15 protein-coding genes, 6 tRNA genes and 1 pseudogene are annotated in these 18884 nt (G+C 66.1%); 7 read left to right on the top strand and 15 right to left on the bottom strand.

The genetic code is table 11. The annotated features are described in order from the left end of the window. Nucleotides 1-83 precede the first annotated feature (83 nt). From clpP to CR919_RS05545, 9 genes are all read right to left on the bottom strand, one after another. Complete coding sequence (gene clpP / locus CR919_RS05585; RefSeq protein ID WP_025878142.1) at nt 84-710, bottom strand: ATP-dependent Clp endopeptidase proteolytic subunit ClpP; 627 nt, start codon at nt 708-710, stop codon at nt 84-86. Nucleotides 711-787: 77 nt separating this feature from the next. Continuing rightward, on the bottom strand, nt 788-2083 hold the full coding sequence (gene tig, locus CR919_RS05580; RefSeq protein WP_099819176.1) for a trigger factor: 1296 nt from the start codon (nt 2081-2083) through the stop codon (nt 788-790). 191 nt (nt 2084-2274) lie between these two features. Beyond that, nucleotides 2275-2359, bottom strand: a tRNA-Leu gene (locus CR919_RS05575). 123 nt (nt 2360-2482) lie between these two features. Continuing rightward, nucleotides 2483-2785 (bottom strand): hypothetical protein, encoded by a 303-nt coding sequence (locus tag CR919_RS05570; RefSeq protein WP_133119589.1) that lies wholly within the window; start codon nt 2783-2785, stop codon nt 2483-2485. 500 nt (nt 2786-3285) lie between these two features. Then, nucleotides 3286-3361 (bottom strand) — tRNA-Lys (locus CR919_RS05565). A gap of 149 nt (nt 3362-3510) precedes the next feature. Further along, nucleotides 3511-3586 (bottom strand) — tRNA-Lys (locus tag CR919_RS05560). 79 nt (nt 3587-3665) lie between these two features. Beyond that, nucleotides 3666-3742 (bottom strand) — tRNA-His (locus tag CR919_RS05555). A gap of 177 nt (nt 3743-3919) precedes the next feature. Then, a tRNA-Arg gene (locus CR919_RS05550) sits at nt 3920-3996 on the bottom strand. A gap of 38 nt (nt 3997-4034) precedes the next feature. Further along, a tRNA-Pro gene (locus tag CR919_RS05545) sits at nt 4035-4111 on the bottom strand. Between the two features lie 181 nt (nt 4112-4292). Between CR919_RS05545 and CR919_RS05540 the strand changes: the two genes are divergently transcribed. Together CR919_RS05540 and CR919_RS05535 are read left to right on the top strand one after the other, a co-directional pair. Next, a complete protein-coding gene (locus tag CR919_RS05540) occupies nt 4293-5051 on the top strand; it encodes a Bax inhibitor-1/YccA family protein (RefSeq protein ID WP_099819174.1) in 759 nt (252 codons plus the stop codon). A 96-nt stretch (nt 5052-5147) separates the two neighbouring features. Next, the gene (locus tag CR919_RS05535) at nt 5148-5780 is read left to right on the top strand and encodes a flavin reductase family protein (RefSeq protein ID WP_099819173.1); all 633 of its coding nucleotides are present in this window, start codon (nt 5148-5150) and stop codon (nt 5778-5780) included. A gap of 4 nt (nt 5781-5784) precedes the next feature. Here the strand turns inward: CR919_RS05535 and CR919_RS05530 are convergent. The 6 genes and pseudogenes from CR919_RS05530 to grxC form a co-directional block, all read right to left on the bottom strand. Beyond that, nucleotides 5785-6545, bottom strand: a pseudogene (locus tag CR919_RS05530) (sulfite exporter TauE/SafE family protein). A gap of 26 nt (nt 6546-6571) precedes the next feature. After that, nucleotides 6572-7480 (bottom strand): LysR family transcriptional regulator, encoded by a 909-nt coding sequence (locus CR919_RS05525; protein ID WP_099819172.1) that lies wholly within the window; start codon nt 7478-7480, stop codon nt 6572-6574. Nucleotides 7481-7533: 53 nt separating this feature from the next. Beyond that, nucleotides 7534-8277: a cysteine hydrolase gene (locus CR919_RS05520; protein WP_099819171.1), complete on the bottom strand. Its 744-nt coding sequence runs from the start codon at nt 8275-8277 to the stop codon at nt 7534-7536. A gap of 184 nt (nt 8278-8461) precedes the next feature. Beyond that, entirely contained in the window at nt 8462-9466 is a 1005-nt protein-coding gene (locus CR919_RS05515) for an isocitrate dehydrogenase (RefSeq protein ID WP_099819170.1), read from the bottom strand. Between the two features lie 314 nt (nt 9467-9780). Further along, nucleotides 9781-10173, bottom strand: a complete 393-nt coding sequence (locus tag CR919_RS05510; protein WP_005408260.1) for a carboxymuconolactone decarboxylase family protein — start codon at nt 10171-10173, stop codon at nt 9781-9783. Then, nucleotides 10170-10460 carry a glutaredoxin 3 gene (gene grxC / locus CR919_RS05505; RefSeq protein ID WP_025878124.1) on the bottom strand — a complete coding sequence of 97 codons (291 nt, stop codon included), beginning with the start codon at nt 10458-10460 and terminating at the stop codon, nt 10170-10172. Before grxC ends, CR919_RS05510 begins: the two co-directional genes overlap by 4 nt. A 92-nt stretch (nt 10461-10552) precedes the next feature. On the opposite strand from grxC, the gene CR919_RS05500 reads away from it, so the two are divergent. The 5 genes from CR919_RS05500 (at nt 10553) to ppx (ending at nt 18594) form a co-directional block, all read left to right on the top strand. Next, on the top strand, nt 10553-12253 hold the full coding sequence (locus CR919_RS05500; RefSeq protein WP_207761013.1) for a M48 family metalloprotease: 1701 nt from the start codon (nt 10553-10555) through the stop codon (nt 12251-12253). Nucleotides 12254-12369: 116 nt separating this feature from the next. After that, the gene (gene phoB, locus CR919_RS05495; protein WP_089239076.1) at nt 12370-13059 is read left to right on the top strand and encodes a phosphate regulon transcriptional regulator PhoB; all 690 of its coding nucleotides are present in this window, start codon (nt 12370-12372) and stop codon (nt 13057-13059) included. Between the two features lie 105 nt (nt 13060-13164). After that, the gene (phoR, locus tag CR919_RS05490; protein ID WP_025878120.1) at nt 13165-14496 is read left to right on the top strand and encodes a phosphate regulon sensor histidine kinase PhoR; all 1332 of its coding nucleotides are present in this window, start codon (nt 13165-13167) and stop codon (nt 14494-14496) included. Between the two features lie 4 nt (nt 14497-14500). After that, nucleotides 14501-16588 carry a polyphosphate kinase 1 gene (gene ppk1, locus CR919_RS05485; protein WP_099819168.1) on the top strand — a complete coding sequence of 696 codons (2088 nt, stop codon included), beginning with the start codon at nt 14501-14503 and terminating at the stop codon, nt 16586-16588. Between the two features lie 479 nt (nt 16589-17067). After that, a complete protein-coding gene (ppx, locus tag CR919_RS05480; RefSeq protein WP_099819167.1) occupies nt 17068-18594 on the top strand; it encodes an exopolyphosphatase in 1527 nt (508 codons plus the stop codon). Nucleotides 18595-18884 lie beyond the last annotated feature (290 nt).

Genomic DNA, 18884 nt, shown 5'->3' with positions numbered 1-18884 from the left:
TTCGAGAATAACACAGGGCCGGAAGGACATCAGTCCACCCGACCCTGCAGGAACGGGGCCTGCCATGGCCCCGTGAGTGCCGGTCAGCCGGCCTGGATCGACTCTTCCGGACGACGCTCCAGGACCTGGTCGACCAGGCCGTAGGCGACCGCATCGACCGCGCTCTTGAAGTTGTCGCGCTCGGTATCGCGCGCGATGGTCTCCAGCGACTGGCCGGTGTGCTTGGCCAGCACTTCGTTCAGGCGCGCACGCAGGGTCAGGATCTCGCGAGCGTGGATGTCGATGTCGGTGGCCTGGCCCTGGAAGCCACCCAGCGGCTGGTGGATCATCACCCGCGAGTTCGGCAGCGCATAGCGCTTGCCCGCTGCACCGGAAGCCAGCAGCAGCGCGCCCATCGAGGCGGCCTGGCCGACGCAGATGGTGCTCACGTCCGGCTTGATGTACTGCATGGTGTCGTAGATCGCCATGCCGGCGGTGACCACGCCACCCGGCGAGTTGATGTAGATGCTGATGTCCTTTTCCGGGTTTTCCGCTTCCAGGAACAACAGCTGCGCCACCACCACGTTGGCCATGTGATCGTCGATCGGGCCAACCAGGAAGATCAGGCGCTCCTTCAACAGGCGCGAATAGATGTCGTAGGCACGCTCGCCGCGGCTGGTCTGCTCGACCACCATGGGAACCATGTTCAGGGCTTTGGTTCGGTTGTCCATTTCGTGAGGTACCTATCTTGGGGGGGAAACAACCCCGCGCCAGGGCTGGCGCGGGGTATCCGGCAATCCGCCAGGGATTACTGGCGGATCGCGTCCTGGAACGACAGCTTTTCTTCAGTGTGCTGGGCGCGCTCGGCGATCCAGTCGATCACCTGCTCTTCCATCACGCGGTTCTGCAGGCCAGACATCAGCTGGGGGTCGTTGCGGTACATCTCAATGACCTGCTCCGGCTCTTCGTAGGTCGAAGCGATCAGACGCATCGTTTCATTCAGACGCTTCGGCTCCAGGCGCAGGTCGTTGCTGCGGGCCACTTCGCCGACCACCAGGCCGACCAGCACGCGCTTGGCAGCAGCGTCCTTGAAGCCTTCGTGGGCGTCGGCCGGGATCTCGCCCGGGTTGCGGCCGCTGCGGCGGATCTGCTCGACCTGCTGGGCCAGCATGGCGCGGGCTTCGTTCTCGACCAGGCGCGGCGGCATTTCCACCGATGCGTAGGCCGCGATCAGCTGCTCGCCGACTTCACGACGCAGGCGGTTCATCAGCGCGCCCTTCAGCTCGCGCTCGAGGTTGGCACGGATGTCGCTGCGGAACTGCTCGACGTCGCCGCCCTTCACGCCGAAGCTCTTGATGAAGGCTTCATCGACCGCCGGCACGACCGGTTCGGAGACGTCGGTGACCTTGACGGTGACCTGCACGGTCTTGCCCGCCAGCGCCGGCACGCGCCAGTCAGCCGGGAACTCGACGTCCAGGGTCTTCTCTTCGTCCTTGGCCAGGCCGACCAGGCCCTGCTCGATGGTCTCGAACATCATGCCCTGACCGAGCACGATGCTGCCCTTCTCGGTGCCTTCCGCCGGCAGGCGCTCGTCACCGGCCTGCGACCAGGTTTCCAGTGCGACCAGGTCGCCGTCCTGCGCGGCACGGGTAACCGGCGACCAGCTGCGACGCTGGGTCTGCAGGTTCTCGATCATCTGGTCGATGTCGGCATCGGTGATCTCGGCGGTGTGGCGCACGACGGTCAGCTTGCTGACGTCGATGTCACCGAAGTCCGGCACCACTTCGACGGTGGCCACGAAGGAGAACTCGCCCTCGTCACCCTTGTCGATGCGCGGGCTGCCGACGATGCGCAGGTCGTGCTCGCGCACGGCGGCATCGAAGGTCTCGCGCAGCAGGCCGTCCAGCGCCTCGCCACGGACCTGCGCGCCGAAGCGCTGCTCGATCACCTTGGCCGGCACCTTGCCCGGACGGAAACCCTTGATGCGGGTGGTGCGGGCGATTTCGCCCAGGCGGCCGTTGATGTGGCTCTGCAGACGGTCTTCCGGCAGCGAGAAGCTCAGGCGGCGTTCCAGGTTGCCGATGGTTTCGATCGAAGCTTGCATGTTGACTCCTGCCACCGGTGGCGCCCTGGCCCCCGGCTCGATGATGGATGAAACGGTTGTAAGGACACGACGTCGATGACGCGCCTGCTTGCCGCAGCCCTTTAGTTTCGCCCAATTCGGGCGGCGCCGCCAGCATGGCCGGGCGCAGGGGTTGACGCGGGATGCCCGACTGGGCGGGGGACGGGCCGGCCTGGTGCGAAAGGGGGGACTCGAACCCCCACGCCTTGCGGCACTGGAACCTAAATCCAGGGCGTCTACCAATTCCGCCACTTTCGCGTGGCCGGCTCAGGCGTTCATTGTTGCAGGCGGGGGCGGAAAGCGGAAGGCTTCCACAAAACTGAATACGCCATTTGATGGAGAAAGCGGCCCGGGCGGCGGGTGCAGGCCCGGGCCACCGGATCAATGCGCGGGCTGCACCTGCCCCGATGCCGCACCATCGCTGCCCATCGCCGCATCGCGCTTGCGGGCCTCGGGCGTCGCGCCGTCTTCAGAGCGCTTCATTTCAGCCGCATCCGCAGACACCCCCTCCCCCGCTGCTTGGGCCGGACGCATCGCCATTGCGGCGTCGGCCGGTTTCGCGGGAACATGCTCGACATCCGCAGCGCGCTCCACCGTCTGCGCGTGATCCGGTGCGGCCCCGGCAGTGGCGGCGTCGTCCGCCCTGCAGCCCGACAGGGCGATCACCGCCACGCTGGACAGCATCAGACCCACAGCTCTGTTAATGGCCATCAAAGCACTCCTCATGCATGCGCCTTCGGCGCGGAACACCTATTGGGAGCGATGCCGATGGCAACCGGTGAGAAGCAGCTCACAGCATTGAACATGCTGATGACGCATTTGACGCTGATTTCAGCCGTGCTTCAGTAGATCCACGCCCTGCGTGGATTGTGCGTTTCGTGCGACCTTCATCCGCGCAGGGCGCGGGCCTACCGACGCTGTCGCGGGCAAGAAAAAAGCCACTTGGCGGACCAAGTGGCTTTCGTCTGGTGGGCTGTCAAGGATTCGAACCTTGGGGACGCGGCTGTGCATTCGCGCTGCCGCCCCACGCGCTGCTGCGCACCGCGCGGGCCCCTCTCACCCACACCCACATCCCCCCCGGCTTCGCCGCGCCCCCTTGACTCAAGGGGGCTATCCTCCAGCCGGCTCCACGCCAGCGGAGACAGAAAGAAAAAAGCCACTTGGCGGACCAAGTGGCTTTCGTCTGGTGGGCTGTCAAGGATTCGAACCTTGGACCTATTGATTAAGAGTCAACTGCTCTACCAACTGAGCTAACAGCCCGAAATCGGGGGCGAATTATGACCCGATCCGCGAGGGCGTTGCAAGTACTTTCTTCAACGTCGTTGAAACAAGCACTGCAACCGGCGATCCATCGCGAAGGGTTACATCTGAAGAAAAAAGCCACCGGTTGGACCCGATGGCTTCTGTCTTGGTGGGCTGTCAAGGATTCGAACCTTGGACCTATTGATTAAGAGTCAACTGCTCTACCAACTGAGCTAACAGCCCTTGAAACTCAGACGCACATTGTAGCGTGCACTCTGTTTATTGCAATACCGTTTCGGCGTTGCCGATGCGGTTGAATCAGTGGGGTGGCTGAGGGGATTCGAACCCCCGACCACCGGAATCACAATCCGGTACTCTAACCAACTGAGCTACAGCCACCACTGAAACTTTCGCTTCACCGTCGATGCTGCCGACGTTGACGCTTGATACGTTGCCCGAGGACTGTCACCGAAGTTCAGGTCCGCCGAAGCGAGTCCGACATTCTGGTGGAGTCGACAGGCTTTTGCAAGCACTTCTTCACATCCGCCAGCTACGTTCCGGTGTCGCACCAACCAATGGCGCGCCCGACAGGAATCGAACCTGTAACCGCCGGCTTAGAAGGCCGGTGCTCTATCCAGTTGAGCTACGGGCGCCCGAACCGGAACGGCGTCCAATCCGACGTGATGTGGATTGGTCGGGGTAGAGGGATTCGAACCCCCGACATCCTGCTCCCAAAGCAGGCGCGCTACCAGACTGCGCTATACCCCGGTGTTGCAATCCCCTCGGGCCTGGACCCGGGGAGCTGACCATTGTGGCCAAGCGTCGTGCGAACTGTCAACGCGCAATCCCCGCCCTGCCCGGCCATGACCGCAGATTGCGCAGCCATCGGCTATGCTCGCAGCCATCGGCCGGATGGCCGAATCGCCCCCTTTTCGCACGGAGACCTCGCATGCGCAGCGGCAACCCGGCTCTTTCCGAGTCGACCTTCCTCGATCTGGCCAGTGGCTCGGTGGTAACCAGCCCCGGCCAGGTAATGACCCTCAATGGCACCGTCAACAAGACCGGCTTCCTGCTGCTGCTGACCGTGCTGACGGCAGCGTTCGCCTGGAACCAGACCGTGGACGACTACGGCCAGGTGATGGCCGGCGCCAAGCTGTACGCCATGGGCGGCGCGATCGGCGGCCTGGTGCTGGCCCTGATCACCGTCTTCAAGAAGGAATGGTCGCCGGTCACCGCGCCGATGTATGCGCTGGTGGAAGGCCTGTTCCTGGGCGCCATCTCGGCCGTGTTCAACATGAAGTTCCCGGGCATCGTGTTCCAGGCGGTGCTGCTGACCTTCGGCACCTTGTTCGCGCTGCTGTTCGCCTACCGCAGCGGCCTGATCAAGGCCACCGAAAACTTCAAGCTCGGCGTGGTCGCCGCCACCGGCGGCATCGCCCTGCTGTACCTGGCGTCGTTCGTGCTTGGCTTCTTCAACATCAACGTGCCGGTGATCCATGACGCCAGCTGGCTGGGCATCGCCTTCAGCCTGTTCGTAGTGGTCGTGGCCGCGCTGAACCTGGTGCTGGATTTCGACTTCATCGAAACCGGCGTGGCCCAGCGCGCGCCGAAGTACATGGAATGGTATGGCGCATTCGGCCTGATGGTGACCCTGGTCTGGCTGTATGTGGAGTTCCTGCGCCTGCTGTCGAAGATCCAGCAGCGCTGATCCAATCCGTGCCGTAAACGACAAGGCCGCGGTCCGTCGGGATCGCGGCCTTTTTTGTAGCGTCGAGCGCGCTCGACTTCCGCGGAACCATGCCCCATGGCAGATACCTCCCCTCCCCGCTTCCACAGCTATCGCCCGGCCGACGGCCATCGCCTGCCGCACGATCCGTTCAACGCCATCATCGGCCCGCGCCCCATCGGCTGGATCTCCAGTCGTGATGCCCACAGCAATGTGAACCTGGCGCCCTACAGCTTCTTCAACGCCTTCAACTACACGCCGCCGATCATTGGTTTCAGCAGCCAGGGGCGCAAGGACTCGCTGCGCAACATCGAAGCCACCGGCGAGTTCGTCTGGAACCTCGCCACATTCGATCTGGCCCAGGCAATGAACGAGAGCTGCCGCGCCGTCGCGCCCGAAGTGGACGAGTTCGCATTGGCGGGGCTGACACCCCTGGCCTCGGAGCAGGTTGCACCGCCGCGCGTGGCGCAGAGCCCGGTGAGCATGGAGTGCCGCTGCACGCAGATCGTACGCCTGCGCGACGCGGCCGGTGACGACACCAATGGCTGGCTGGTACTGGGAGAAGTGGTCGCCGTGCATATCGATACGCGGCTGCTCGTCGACGGCATCTACGACACTGCCGCGAGCGACACCATCCTGCGTGGCGGCGGACCGGCCGACTATTTCCGGATCACCGCCGACCAACGCTTCCGCATGCTGCGGCCCGCCTGAGCCCTCATCCCGCCGCCCCACGGGACAGCAGCAACGGCAACGACGAGGCCAGCATGGCAACGCCGGAGGCCGTCAACAGACCCAGCACGATCTGCCGGAAACGCGCTTCACTGATGCCGACATACAGCTTCGCCCCAGCAGCGTTGGCACCAGCATTGCCGGCGCGACGATGGCGAAGTACGGCAGCATCTGCCGGGTCACCATGCCGGTACCGACATAGGTGGCCATGGTCACCGCCAGCATCGCCAGGTTGAAGTTCTGGATGACCGCGCGCTGCTCGTCCTTGCCGAAGCCACGCAGGGTACTCCACAGCGTCGGCACCGGCCCGGCGAAGCCGCCGATGCCACTGAGCACACCGCCGGCCATGCCGGCCAGCGCGTCGCCAAACCTGCCGCCAACGGTGACCGGTGGCAACGAACGCGCCATCAGCATCACCGGGCACCACAGTGCCAGGAATCCTCCCAGCAGCGCCTTGAACCAGACCATGTCCAGCTGTGGCAGCACCAGCACGCCCAACGGAATGCCCGTCAACCCGCCGAGCACGAACGGCAGCAGCAAGCGCAGGTTGAAGCCACGGCGCACGGTGAACACCGCCAGCAACTGGCCGACCAGCGCGCCGAACACCGACAGCGTCGCCGCAAGCCGGGGATCCAGCCCCCACGCCCAGAACGACATCGCGACCATGCCGAACGCGAAACCCGACAGGCCCTGCACGAACCCCGCGACGATCGCACCCAGCGCGACCAGCAGATACACCGACTCCATCCCCACTCCTCACCGCTGCCGCGCGACTACCCTGCCGCACCCGACGCTGCAGCGTAATGCGCGGCCAGGTGATCGACCAGCGCACGCACCTTCGGCGCCAGCGCACGCGCATGCGGATACAGCGCGAAATAGCAGCGCGTGCCACCGTGCCAGCTGGGCAGCACGCGGATCAACCGACCGGCGCGCAGGTCTTCCTGCACCGTGAGCGCGGTGAACAGACTGATGCCCATGCCGGCCAGCACGGCCGCATGCAGTGCCGGCGTGGCGTCCACGCGCAGTCGTTGACCGGCTTCCACGCTGACGATGGCAGCGCGCGGCCCGTGCAGCTGCCACGGCGTCATCGCCGCAACCGGGTTGAATGCCAACAACGTGTGGTTCTGCAGATCGGCCACCTGTCGAGGCAGTCCGTGCCGGGCTAGGTAGGCCGGTGCCGCAACCAGGATGCGCGGGCATCGCGCCAGTTCACGGGCGACCAGTTGGCTGTCAGGCAAGGACGGTGCGATGCGCAGGGCCAGATCAAAGCCACCGCCGACCACATCGACCAGCTGATCGTCGGCCGACAGTTCCAGCGCCACCTGCGGATAGCGCGCCAGGAAGCCAGGCAACCAATGCGGCAACTCCTGGCTGGCGACCACCTGCGGCACGCTGACCCGCACGCGCCCGCTGGGCTGGGCCTGGCCGGCCCGCGCGCGGTCATCGGCGGCCTCCAGCCGGTCAAGCAGCGCCACCGCCTCGCGGTAGTAGTCGCGCCCGGCCTCGGTCAGCGACAACCGCCGGCTGTTGCGATCCAGCAGCCGCACCTGCAGGTGCTCTTCAAGTTGACGCAACTGCCGCGACATCGCCGAATGGGTGGTATCCAGCCGCTCGGCGGCGGCAGTGAAACTGCCTGCATCGACGATCGCGCGCAAGGCTCGCAGGGCGGCGAAATGATCCATCGGGAGGTGACTCCAGTCGGCGGGGCCCGCTGACTGCGGACCCCGCCAGCTTATCAAGCGTCGTCGCCTGCCTTGCGCACCGGCAGGGCCAGAATCGCCGAGGTGGTCATGACATCGCCAAAGGCATCCTCGATCTGTGCCAGCGACGCTTCATGCAATGCGCGATGGCCGATGCTCCCGCCGTTGGCCAGATCCAGATCGCGGCTGGCAGAGGCATCGGAGGCGACGATCACCCGATAGCCGCGCGGCGCTGCAGCGGCATCGCGTGCAGCACCGGCAACGCAGGCATGGGACTGCAGGCCGGTGACGATCAGGGTGTCGATACCGGCATCCTTCAGCGCCTTGTCCAATACCGCTGCCGAGGCACCGGCGAACACGCTGACGTTGTCCTTCTGCACCACGGTCTCGCCCTTGCGCGGCTGCATGTCACGGTGGAACGCGGCGTTGAGGCTGCCCTCTGCGAACAGCGGCGCGCCGGCCGGCAACACGTGCTGCACATGGATCACGCGGATGCCGTTGGCATCGGCGAAGTCGACCACGCGGCGCGTCTGCCGCAGGGCCGCCACGCCATCGGGAATGACCATGCGACCACCGGCGAAACCGGCGGCGGCGCTGGCATCGAAATACTCGTTCTGGAAGTCGATCACGAGAACGGCCGTCTTCGCTGCGTCGAGCGAGGTGGCAGCCGGGGCGCCGGCCATATGGCGGATGGTGGGATGGGACGACTCGGCGGCGGCCGCCGGGGTGGTGGCCGCCATGCCGATCAGGCTGGCCAGGCCGAAAGCAGCGAGGTTCATGGTCAAGCTCCTGTGCGAGGGAAAGTCGGCACAGGATGCGTAGCATTGAACGCACGAACCAGCCGCATCCGAGCACATGATCTGTGCGAAATATGCACAAATAGATTTCTGTGGAGGCGGTGAAACGCAACGGGGCGCCCGAAGGCGCCCCGCTGTGGGATCCAACCGGGGGTCGAGCCGCTGCTTACAGGCGGCTGGCGATCGCCTTGGCGAAGCCCATCGTGTTGCCGGTGCCGCCGAGGTCGCCGGTCAGCGAATCCTTGGCTTCCAGCGTGGCCACGATGGCCTTGCGCAGGCGCTCGGCATTTTCCGGCTGGCCGACATGATCCAGCATCTGTGCCGCTGCCAGCAGCAGCGCGCACGGATTGGCCTTGCCCTGGCCGGCGATGTCCGGCGCGGTGCCGTGCACGGCTTCGAAGATCGCCGCGTCCTTGCCGATGTTGGCGCCCGGAGCCAGGCCCAGGCCACCGACCAGACCCGCGCACAGGTCGGAAATGATGTCGCCGAACAGGTTGGTGGTGACGATGATGTCGAACTGTTCCGGACGCATCACCAGCTGCATGCAGGCGTTGTCGACGATCATTTCCTGGAACTCGATGTCCGGGTACTGCGCGGCGACTTCACGGGCCACGGCCAGGAACAGGCCCGAGGTCGACTTGATGATGTTGGCCTTGTGCACGGCGGTGACCTTCTTGCGGCCGGTGCTCTTGGCCAGCTCGAAGGCGTAACGCACGATGCGCTCGGAGCCCTTGCGGGTGATGCGGGTGCCGGAGAAGGCGGTCTCGCCGTCGGCCGACACTTCCTGGCCTTCGGCCAGGTACGCACCTTCGGTGTTCTCACGAACGGTGATCAGGTCGACGTTCTCGAAACGCGACTTGGTGTTCGGGAAGGTGTGGGCCGGACGCACGTTGGCGTACAGGTCGAAGTGGCGGCGCAGGCTGACGTTGATCGAGGTGAAGCCGCCACCGACCGGCGTGGTCAGCGGGCTCTTCAGCGCGACCTTGTTGCGCGCGATCGATTCCAGGGTCACCGCCGGCATCAGATCGCCGTGCTTTTCCAGGGCCACCAGGCCGGCGTCGGCGTCCTCGTACTCCAGGCCAGTCTTGAGCTGGTCGAGTACGAACAGGGTGGCGTCCATGATTTCCGGGCCAATGCCGTCGCCGCGGATGACCGTAATTTTCTGCGTCATTGATCGATGTTCCGAACAGGGGGAAAAACGCCGTCCGGACGTGCCCGGAAACGCCGGCGCAAAGGAAGTTTCACCCGCAATTATGCCTTACCCGGCTCGGAGACCCCAAATAGGCAATTAGTCCGAGCCGGGTAAGGCAGAATTGCCCGCGCATCCCACCTTATCCCCACGCCTTTGGCGCGCCCCCTTGAACAACAAGGGGGCTCCTGGGCTGTTGGATCGCGGGGAAGGCCCCGATGAACGTCATCGGTAGCGCCGGGCCATGCCCGGCGGCCTTTCGTTCAGGTGCCCGCCAGGCATGGCCCGGCGCTACCTCAGTGCTCGTGCGCGGCCGGGGCGGCGGCGCCACCTTCCAGCTGGTCGAGGAAGTCCACGGCGCGGCGCAGGTGCGGGATCACGATCGAGCCGCCGACCACCAGGCCGACCGAGAAGGTCTCGAAGAACTCTTCACGGGTGACGCCGGCGTCCTTGCACTGGGCCACGTGGTAGCTGATGCAGTCGTCGCAGCGCAGCACCATCGAGGCCACCAGGCCCAGCAGCTCCTTGGTCTTCACGTCCAGCGCGCCGGCCTGGTAGGTCTGCGTGTCCAGCGCGAAGAAGCGGCGCACCACCTGGTTCGGCTCACCCAGGATGCGTTCATTCATGCGCTTGCGGAAATCGGTGAACTCGGCGATCCGATCCTTGCTGCCGTCGTCGGCCGCGCTCATGCCTGGCCCTGCCCGGCCAGCAGCGGCTCGAGCTTGCCTTCACGATGCAGGGCCATCATGTCGTCGTAGCCGCCCACGTGGACGTCGCCCACGAAGATCTGCGGCACGCTGGTACGGCGGGTCTTGGCCATCATCTTCTCGCGCTCGACCGGGTCCAGGTCGATGCGGACCTCGGTCCATTGCTGGCCCTTGCTCTTGAGGAAATTCTTGGCGGCCACGCAGTACGGGCAGACGGCGGTGGAATAGATGGTGATGGCGGGGGTAGCGCCGGCGGACTGGGCTGTCACGGGAAACTCCACGATGGATCGACGGTCCATATATGGTACCGGTGCGCTGGAATTTCCACGCCACGCCCGCAACACTGTGGATTGATTAACGAATGGTTGCCCCCTGCCCTGCCACGCTGGGCAGACTCTGCCCGAGGACCGACCGCTTGCGACCCCTGCTGCTCACCGCTGCCCTGATCCTGGCCTTGGCCGCCCCGCTGGCGCAGGCCCAGGAGAAGCTGCCGGACATCGGCTCCTCGGCGGGCGAACTGCTGACCCCGGCCCGCCAGGCCGAGTACGGCGCGATGATGCTGCGCGAGCTGCGCAATTACGGCTACCTGCTGGACGATCCACTGGTCAACGACTGGCTGCAGACCATGGGCACCCGCCTCGGTTCCAACAGCGACCAGCCGCGCCAGCCCTACACGTTCTTCGTGATGAAGGACCGCCAGATCAATGCCTTCGCCACCCTCGGCGGCTACATCGGCGTCAATGCCGGCCTGGTGCTGACGGCCGAGCGCGAGGACGAGGTGGCGGCGGTGCTGTCGCACGAAATCGCCCACGTCACCCAGCAGCACGTGCTGCGCGGGGTCGAGCGCGCCCAGCGCGACCAGATCCCGATCCTGCTGGGCATGCTGGCGGCGGTGGTTGCCGCCCAGGCCAGCAACAGTTCGTCCTCGGGCAACGCCACCATGGCTGCGATCAGCTCGGGCATGGGCCTGATGCAGCAACGGCAGATCGACTACACCCGCTCCAATGAGTCGGAGGCCGACCGGCTGGGCATCCGCACGCTGTCGCGCAGCGGCTACGACGTGGACGCGATGGCCGGCTTCTTCGAGCGCATGTCCTCGGCGATGCGCGGCAACGACGGCGGTTACAGCGTTCCCGACTTCCTGCGCACGCACCCGGTCAACACCACCCGCATCAGCGAGGCCAAGGCCCGCGCCGAACAGATGAAGAAGGACACGGTGCTGCTGACCACGCGCACGCCCAGCGGCGAGCGCAGGGAACGGGTGGATCCGGCCGACCCGACCCTGGGCGATCCGCTGCTGCGCGGCATCAACCCGCTGTTGCCCGGCAGCGTGCTGCGGGTGCCGATCGGCCAGCTCAGCCGCGGCGCCAGTGGTGATTTCAACTGGGCCCGCGAACGCCTGCGCGTACTCAGCGCCGACAGCCCGGCCGAACTGCAGCGCGAATACGCCGATCTTGCGCGACGGCAGAAGGACGGCCTGGACGACGCCCAGCGTTACGGCCAGGCACTGGCCAGCATGCGCGGCGGCCGCAGCGGCGCCAGCGAGGCCCGGCAGACGTTGAGCGAGCTGCTGAAGACCCACCCGGACAGCCTCTGGGTCGCCCTGGCCCTGGCCGAGGCGGAATCACGCACCGGCCAATCCACCCAGGCCAATGCGCGCTTCGAGCAGTTGCTGCATGAGCACCCCAACAGCCGGCCGGTGGCCCTGACCTATGCCGAGATCCTGAACGAGCAGGGCGGCCAGGCCGCGGGTCAGCGCGCGCAGGCGATGTTGCGTCCGCTGCTGTCGCAAAGCGGTAACGATCCGGTCTTCCAGCAGCGCTACGCCCGCGCCAGTGAACTGGCCGGCGATAGTGTCCGTGCCAGCGAGGCCTATGCCGAGGCGGCGTTCCTGGGCGGTCGCCCGGAACAGGCCCTGATGCAGCTGCAGGCACTCAAGCGCAACCCCGCCCTGGACTACGTCGGTCGGGCCCGGGTGGATGCGCGGATCGAGTCGATCACCCCCACCGTACTCGAGCTGCGCCGGCAGGGTGTACAGGACCCGGACCTGGACCGCCGCTGAGCACGGCATGACCGGCAGATGGCAGCAATGCCAGATGCCGGCCAGGTAGTCACAAACATGTCATCAAACCGTAGTCTACTGGCACCACTCCAGTAACTGAGCCCTACGGTGCCCTCGTGCAGAAACGCATCCTGATCGTCGATGACGAGCCCGCGATCCGCGAAATGGTCGCCTTCGCCCTTCGCAAGGGCGATTACGAACCTGTCCACGCCGGTGACGCCCGCGAGGCCCAGACCGCCATCGCCGACCGCGTCCCCGACCTGATCCTGCTGGACTGGATGCTGCCCGGCACCAGCGGCCTGGACCTGGCCCGGCGCTGGCGCAAGGAAACGCTGACCCGCGAAGTGCCGATCATCATGCTGACCGCGCGCGGCGAAGAGAACGACCGCGTCGGCGGCCTCGAAGCCGGTGTGGACGACTACGTGGTCAAGCCGTTCTCGGCGCGCGAACTGCTGGCCCGTATCCGCGCGGTCATGCGCCGCGCCCGCGACGATGACGAGGACGGCAGCGTGGCCGTGGGCTCGATCCGCATCGACGGCGCCGCCCATCGCGTGTTCGCCAACGACCAGCCGGTGCCGATCGGCCCGACCGAATACCGCCTGCTGCACTTCTTCATGACCCACCCCGAGCGCGTGTATACCCGTGCGCAGCTGCTGGACCACGTGTGGGGCGGCAGCGTGTATGTGGAAGAACGCACCATCGACGTGCATATCCGCCGCCTGCGCAAGACGCTGGAACCGTTCAACGCCGAGAACATGGTGCAGACCGTGCGCGGCGCCGGTTACCGCTTCTCCACCGCCACCTGAGCCTCGTCGTGCCGGCGCCGTGCACCCCACGGTGCCGGCGTCGGCAACTCTGCTATAACCCTCGGTTCACCTGCGTGAACCGCCGCAACCCACGACGAGACCGCAATGCCCCGCCACATCCGCTCTGCCTGGTTGAAGACACTGGCCACCGTGGCCACCGTGTTGCTGTTGGCCGGTCTGGTCGGATGGTTCACTGGCCACCTGTGGCTGTGCATCGCGCTGGCGGCACTGGCGACGCTGGTCTGGCATTACTGGCGGCTGCGCCGCGTGCTGCGCCGGCTGACCGCGCGCCAGCGCTGGGATACCGCCGCCGAAGGCACCGGCGTCTGGAATGAGCTGGACCGCCTGCTGTACCGCAACCAGGTCGAGATGCGCGTGCGCAAGCGACGCCTGCTGGACATGCTGCGCAGCTATCGCGCCGCCGCCGCCGCGCTGCCCGACGCCGTGGTGGTGCTGGACCGCAACAGCCAGCGCGTGCAGTGGTTCAACGAAGCGGCCACGGCCCTGCTCGGCCTGCACCATCCCGGCGATCTGGGTGAGGCCCTGGTCGAACGCCTGCAGCCGATGCCGCTGGCCCACTGGCTGGCCGGTGGCCGCAATGCCGAACCGATCCTGGACGTGCCCTCGCCGGTCGATCCTGCGATCCGCCTGAACCTGCGCCTGATTCCCTATTCGTCCGACTACTGGCTGCTGATCGCCCGTGATGTCAGCAAGCTGCTGCGCCTGGAACAGGTGCGTCGTGACTTCGTGGCCAACGTTTCACACGAACTGCGCACCCCGCTCACCGTGGTCCACGGCTACCTGGACATGATGGACCCGGAGGATTTCCCGGGAACCGGACCGATGCTGGAAGAGATGCGCAAGCAGAGCCAGCGCATGGCCCAGCTGGTGGAGGACCTGCTGACCCTGTCGCGGCTGGAATCGCAGGAACACAGCGAAGCCGAGACGGTGGCGATGCAGCCCATGCTGGCCACCCTGCGCCGCGAAGCCGAAGCACACAGCCAAGGCCGCCACCAGATCAGCATCGACGACCTGGCCGGCGTGGACCTGCAGGGCTCGACCAAGGAACTGCACAGCGCCTTCTCCAACCTGGTCACCAACGCGGTGCGCTACACCCCGGCCGGTGGCCGCATCGCGGTGGAGTTCCGCCGCGAGGGCGATGGTGTGGTGCTGGCGGTGCGTGACACCGGCTACGGTATTCCCGCCACGCACCTGCCGCGCCTGACCGAACGGTTCTACCGTGTCTCCAGCAGCCGCTCGCGCGAAAGCGGCGGCACCGGCCTGGGCCTGTCGATCGTCAAGCACATCCTCGGTCTGCACCACGCACGCCTGGAAATCGACAGCGAGGTCGGCAAGGGCTCGGTGTTCGCCTGCCATTTCGATGCCGACCACGTGCGACCGCGTGAGTCCGCCCCCCTGACCTCCTTCGAAGAATGACGCCATGAGCAGCCTCGGATCCCTCCCCCTCCCCGTGAGCACGGACAGCGATCCGTTGCGCGACCCGGCGCTGTACATCAACCGCGAACTGTCGCAGCTGGATTTCAACTTCCGCGTGCTGGCGCAGGCGATGGACCCGCAGGTGCCGCTGCTGGAGCGCCTGCGCTTCATGTGCATCTCCTGCACCAACCTGGACGAATTCTTCGAGATCCGTGCCGCTGCGGTCCGTCATGCGCAGGAGTTCGGCCTGCCACCGGCTCCGGACGGCATGAGCCCGCAGGCCATTCTCAACGCCATCCACGAACGCGCCGCCGAGCTGGTGGACCAGCAGTACCGCTGCTGGAACCAGACGCTGCGCCCGGCGTTGATGGAGGCCGGCATCGGCGTGCTCGGCCGCAACTCCTGGACCCACCGCCAGAAGCGCTGGCTGCGTGCCTATTTCCGCAACGAGATCATGCCGGTGCTGTCGCCGCTGGGCCTGGATCCGGTGCATCCGTTCCCGAAGATCCTCAACAAGTCGCTGAACATCGTGGTGGTGCTGAAGGGCACCGATGCGTTCGGCCGCAGCGGCCACCTGGCCATCGTGCGCGCACCGCGTTCGCTGCCGCGGATCATCCAGCTGCCGGAAAAACTCGGCGGCCCGCAGAACTTCGTGTTCCTGTCCTCGGTGCTGTCCACCTTCGTGGACGAGTTGTTCCCGGGCCTGGAAGTGCTGGGCGCCTACCAGTTCCGTGTCACCCGCAACTCCGAGCTGGTGGTGGACGAGGAGGAAGTGGAAAACCTGGCGCTGGCACTGCGTGACGAGCTGGTGGACCGTGGCTACCGTCCTGCGGTGCGGCTGGAAATCGCCCACGACATGCCGCGCGACATCGTCCGCACCCTGCTGCAGAACTTCGGCCTGACCGAGAACGCGGTGTACCGCATCGATGGACCGGTCAACCTCAACCGCATCATCCAGCTGTACGACCTGATCGCGCAGCCGGACCTGAAGTATCCGCCGATGACCCCGCGCACCCTGCGCGACAGCGACGGCATCTTCGAGACCACCGCGCGCAAGGACCTGCTGCTGCACCACCCCTTCGACGCGTTCGCTGCAGTGCTGGACCTGATCCGCCAGGCCGCACTGGATCCGAACGTGCTGGCGATCAAGCAGACCCTGTACCGCACCGGCAAGGACTCCTTGATCGTCGATGCCCTGATCCAGGCGGCACGTGCCGGCAAGGACGTGACCGTGGTGGTCGAGCTGCGCGCGCGGTTCGATGAAGAAGCCAACCTCGGCCTGGCCGATCGGTTGCAGGAAGCCGGCGTGCAGGTGGTGTATGGCGTGGTCGGCTACAAGACCCACGCCAAGATGCTGCTGATCGTGCGCCGCGAAGGCCGCAAGCTGCGCCGCTACGTTCACCTGGGCACCGGCAACTACCACAGCGGCACCGCCCGCGCGTACACCGACCTGAGCCTGATCACCGCCGATGCCGACATCGGCAACGACGTGCACCTGCTGTTCCAGCAGTTGTCCGGGCTGGCCTCGAAGATGAAGCTCAAGCGCCTGCTGCAGTCGCCTTTCACCCTGCACACCGGGATCCTGGCGAGGATCGAGCGCGAGACGCGCATCGCCGCCGCCGGGCGGCCGGCGCGGATCATCGCCAAGATGAACGCCCTCAACGAAGCGCAGGTGATCCGTGCGCTGTACGCCGCCTCGCAGGCGGGGGTGCAGATCGACCTGATCATCCGCGGCGCCTGCACCCTGCGCCCGGGCGTACCCGGCGTGTCGGACAACATCCGCGTGCGCTCGATCGTCGGCCGCTTCCTGGAACACAGCCGGGTCTACTGGTTCGGCAACGACGGCGCACCGGAGCTGTACTGCGCCAGCGCCGACTGGCTGGAACGCAACCTGCTGCGCCGGGTGGAAACCTGCTTCCCGATCCTCGACCCGGAACTGGCCAAGCGGGTCTATCGCGAAGTGTTGCAGAACTACCTGGACGACAACCTCAACGCCTGGGAGCTGGATGCCGAGGGCATCTACCACAAGCGCGCGCCGGCCCACGACGAAGCCCCGCATTCGGCCCAGATGGCATTGATGCAGGGGCTCTGACCCGGTAGCTGCCGACCTTGGTCGGCACGTTTGGAATCATCCACGCATGGCGTGGATCTACCGTGTCGACCAAGGTCGACACCTACCAACAGCCGCAGCGACCTGTCGAAGGTCGACAGATGCAGGGTCTTTGATCCGGTAGATGCCGACCTTGGTCGGCACGTTTGGATGCATCCACGCATGGCGTGGATCTACCGTGTCGACCAAGGTCGACACCTACCGACAGCCACGCGAACCTGTCGAAGGCGGGGTGGGTCCGGTTGCGGGGGCGTGAGCGCCATGGATGGCGCGACCGAGCTTACAGGGACGTACTTGCAGCGTCCCCCGCAACCGGACCCACCCCGCCCTCCCACGGATAGCCCGCTTGTGACGTTGACGTTGATTCTGCGGGTGCAGGGCGCAGCCCTGCCGCACTCCCCCCACAAAATGTGAAGGCCACGCGGTGACGAGTTCACCGCCCCTTCGGCTAACATTCGCCCATGCCGCATACCACCACGACTCCGCCCGCATTGCAGGATGGCGACCTGCTGGCCGCCATCGACCTTGGCTCCAATAGTTTCCACATGGTCATCGCGCGTTACACGCTTGGCCAGCTGCGGGTGATCGACCGCCTGCGCGAAACCGTGCGCATGGCCGATGGCCTGGACGGCAAGGGCGGACTCTCCGCAGCAGCGCGGCAGCGCGCGCTGGAGTGCCTGGCCCGGTTCGGCCAGCGCATCCGCAACGTCCCGCCGCATCGCGTGCGTGCACTGGCCACCAACACGGTGCGCCAGCTGCGTTCGCCGCAGGCCTTCCTGATGCCGGCCGAAACCGCACTCGGGCATGCCATCGAAGTGGTCAGTGGCCGCGAAGAGGCGCGACTGATCTATCTGGGCGTGGCCCATGCACAACCGCCCAAGCCCGACCAGCATCGCCTGGTCATCGACATCGGCGGCGGCTCGACCGAGTTCATCATCGGCAAGGGCATGCAGACCCTGGAGCGCGAGAGCCTGCAGGCCGGCTGCATCGCCAGCACCCGCCGCTTCTTCCCGGGCGGCAAACTCAGCAAGAAGCGCTGGAAGGACGCACTGGCCGAGATCGGCCGGGAGTTCCAGCCCTTCGCCAGCAAGTACCGCGCGCTGGGCTGGCAGGAAGCCCTTGGCTCGTCCGGCACCCACAAGGCCATCAGCGAAATCTGCGCGACGATGAAGCTGAGCAAGGGTGCGATCACCGCCGAGGCGTTGCCGCAGCTCCGCGATGAGCTGCTGAAGGCCAAGAAGATCGACGACATCGTGCTGCCCGGCCTGTCCAGCGATCGCCGCCCGATCATCGCCGGCGGCATCCTGGTGCTGGAGGCCGCCTTCCAGGCACTGGGCCTGCAGAAGCTGCTGGTCAGCAAGGCCGCGATGCGCGAGGGCATCCTCTATGACATCCTCGGCCGTGCCGGTGACAACGACCCGCGCGATGAATCGGTGGCCGCCCTCACCCATCGCTATGGCATCGACACGGTGCAGGCCGGCCGCGTGCAGGACACCGCACTGTCGTTGCTGGAGCAGGTGCAGGAACGCTGGAAGCTGGATGCCGATGATGCACGCATGCTCGGCTGGGCCGCGCGCCTGCATGAACTGGGCTTGATGATCGCCCACAGCGGTTACCACGTGCATGGCAGCTACGTGCTGGAGAACTCGGACATCGCCGGCTTCTCGCGGCAGGAACAGCAGATGCTGGCGACGCTGGTGCGCAATCACCGCCGCAGCATCAGCAAGACCGCCTTCGATGCCATTCCCGAACGCCTGCTGCTGACGGCACGGCGCCTGGCTGCCCTGCTGCGCCTGGCGGTACTGCTCAACCGCGCGCATGAAGACGCACCACTGCCGGCGCTGGAACTGACCGCCGACGACAGCCGCCTGTCGCTGATCGTGCCGCAGGCCTTCATCGATGCGCGGCCGCTGCTGCGCGCCGACCTGATCGGCGAGACCGAAGGCATCGCCGGACTGGGCATCCAGTTCCGTCCGTTCGTGGTCTGAGCAGGGCGCCGGGCGCCCACGCATCGCCGTCGGCGCCCGATTACATTTCGTTACAGTCCGCGCAATCGACCGCCAATTCCTGCTGCAACGCAGCAGCAGGCTTCGGCGGCGTGCGACTCGTTCTGACGTAAACCCCTGCTTTTGTTCACGTTTGGTGAAAACGCATGATGTGTAACGACACAAACCGACACGCGCTCTTTACAGAGCATTAACCAACGAGACTACTATCGAGTCATCGGCTCGGTCCTGGACCTGCCGATTCCTTCGACGCCCGTTTTGGCGTCCTTTGC

It is taken from the genome of Stenotrophomonas sp. LMG 10879, assembly GCF_002750935.1.
In the GTDB taxonomy this organism is placed as follows: domain Bacteria; phylum Pseudomonadota; class Gammaproteobacteria; order Xanthomonadales; family Xanthomonadaceae; genus Stenotrophomonas; species Stenotrophomonas lactitubi_B.
Note: the sequence above shows the minus strand (reverse complement) of the source record. Positions and strands in the feature narration are given on the sequence as shown.

What these genes read in the sequence shown, in the direction of transcription:
- clpP (WP_025878142.1), bottom strand. Translation starts at nt 710, where the DNA reads ATGGACAACCGAACCAAAGCCCTGAACATGGTTCCCATGGTGGTCGAG.
- tig (WP_099819176.1), bottom strand. Translation starts at nt 2,083, where the DNA reads ATGCAAGCTTCGATCGAAACCATCGGCAACCTGGAACGCCGCCTGAGC.
- CR919_RS05570 (WP_133119589.1), bottom strand. Translation starts at nt 2,785, where the DNA reads ATGCTGTCCAGCGTGGCGGTGATCGCCCTGTCGGGCTGCAGGGCGGAC.
- CR919_RS05540 (WP_099819174.1), top strand. Translation starts at nt 4,293, where the DNA reads ATGCGCAGCGGCAACCCGGCTCTTTCCGAGTCGACCTTCCTCGATCTG.
- CR919_RS05535 (WP_099819173.1), top strand. Translation starts at nt 5,148, where the DNA reads ATGGCAGATACCTCCCCTCCCCGCTTCCACAGCTATCGCCCGGCCGAC.
- CR919_RS05525 (WP_099819172.1), bottom strand. Translation starts at nt 7,480, where the DNA reads ATGGATCATTTCGCCGCCCTGCGAGCCTTGCGCGCGATCGTCGATGCA.
- CR919_RS05520 (WP_099819171.1), bottom strand. Translation starts at nt 8,277, where the DNA reads ATGAACCTCGCTGCTTTCGGCCTGGCCAGCCTGATCGGCATGGCGGCC.
- CR919_RS05515 (WP_099819170.1), bottom strand. Translation starts at nt 9,466, where the DNA reads ATGACGCAGAAAATTACGGTCATCCGCGGCGACGGCATTGGCCCGGAA.
- CR919_RS05510 (WP_005408260.1), bottom strand. Translation starts at nt 10,173, where the DNA reads ATGAGCGCGGCCGACGACGGCAGCAAGGATCGGATCGCCGAGTTCACC.
- CR919_RS05500 (WP_207761013.1), top strand. Translation starts at nt 10,553, where the DNA reads ATGGTTGCCCCCTGCCCTGCCACGCTGGGCAGACTCTGCCCGAGGACC.
- phoR (WP_025878120.1), top strand. Translation starts at nt 13,165, where the DNA reads ATGCCCCGCCACATCCGCTCTGCCTGGTTGAAGACACTGGCCACCGTG.
- ppk1 (WP_099819168.1), top strand. Translation starts at nt 14,501, where the DNA reads ATGAGCAGCCTCGGATCCCTCCCCCTCCCCGTGAGCACGGACAGCGAT.
- ppx (WP_099819167.1), top strand. Translation starts at nt 17,068, where the DNA reads ATGCCGCATACCACCACGACTCCGCCCGCATTGCAGGATGGCGACCTG.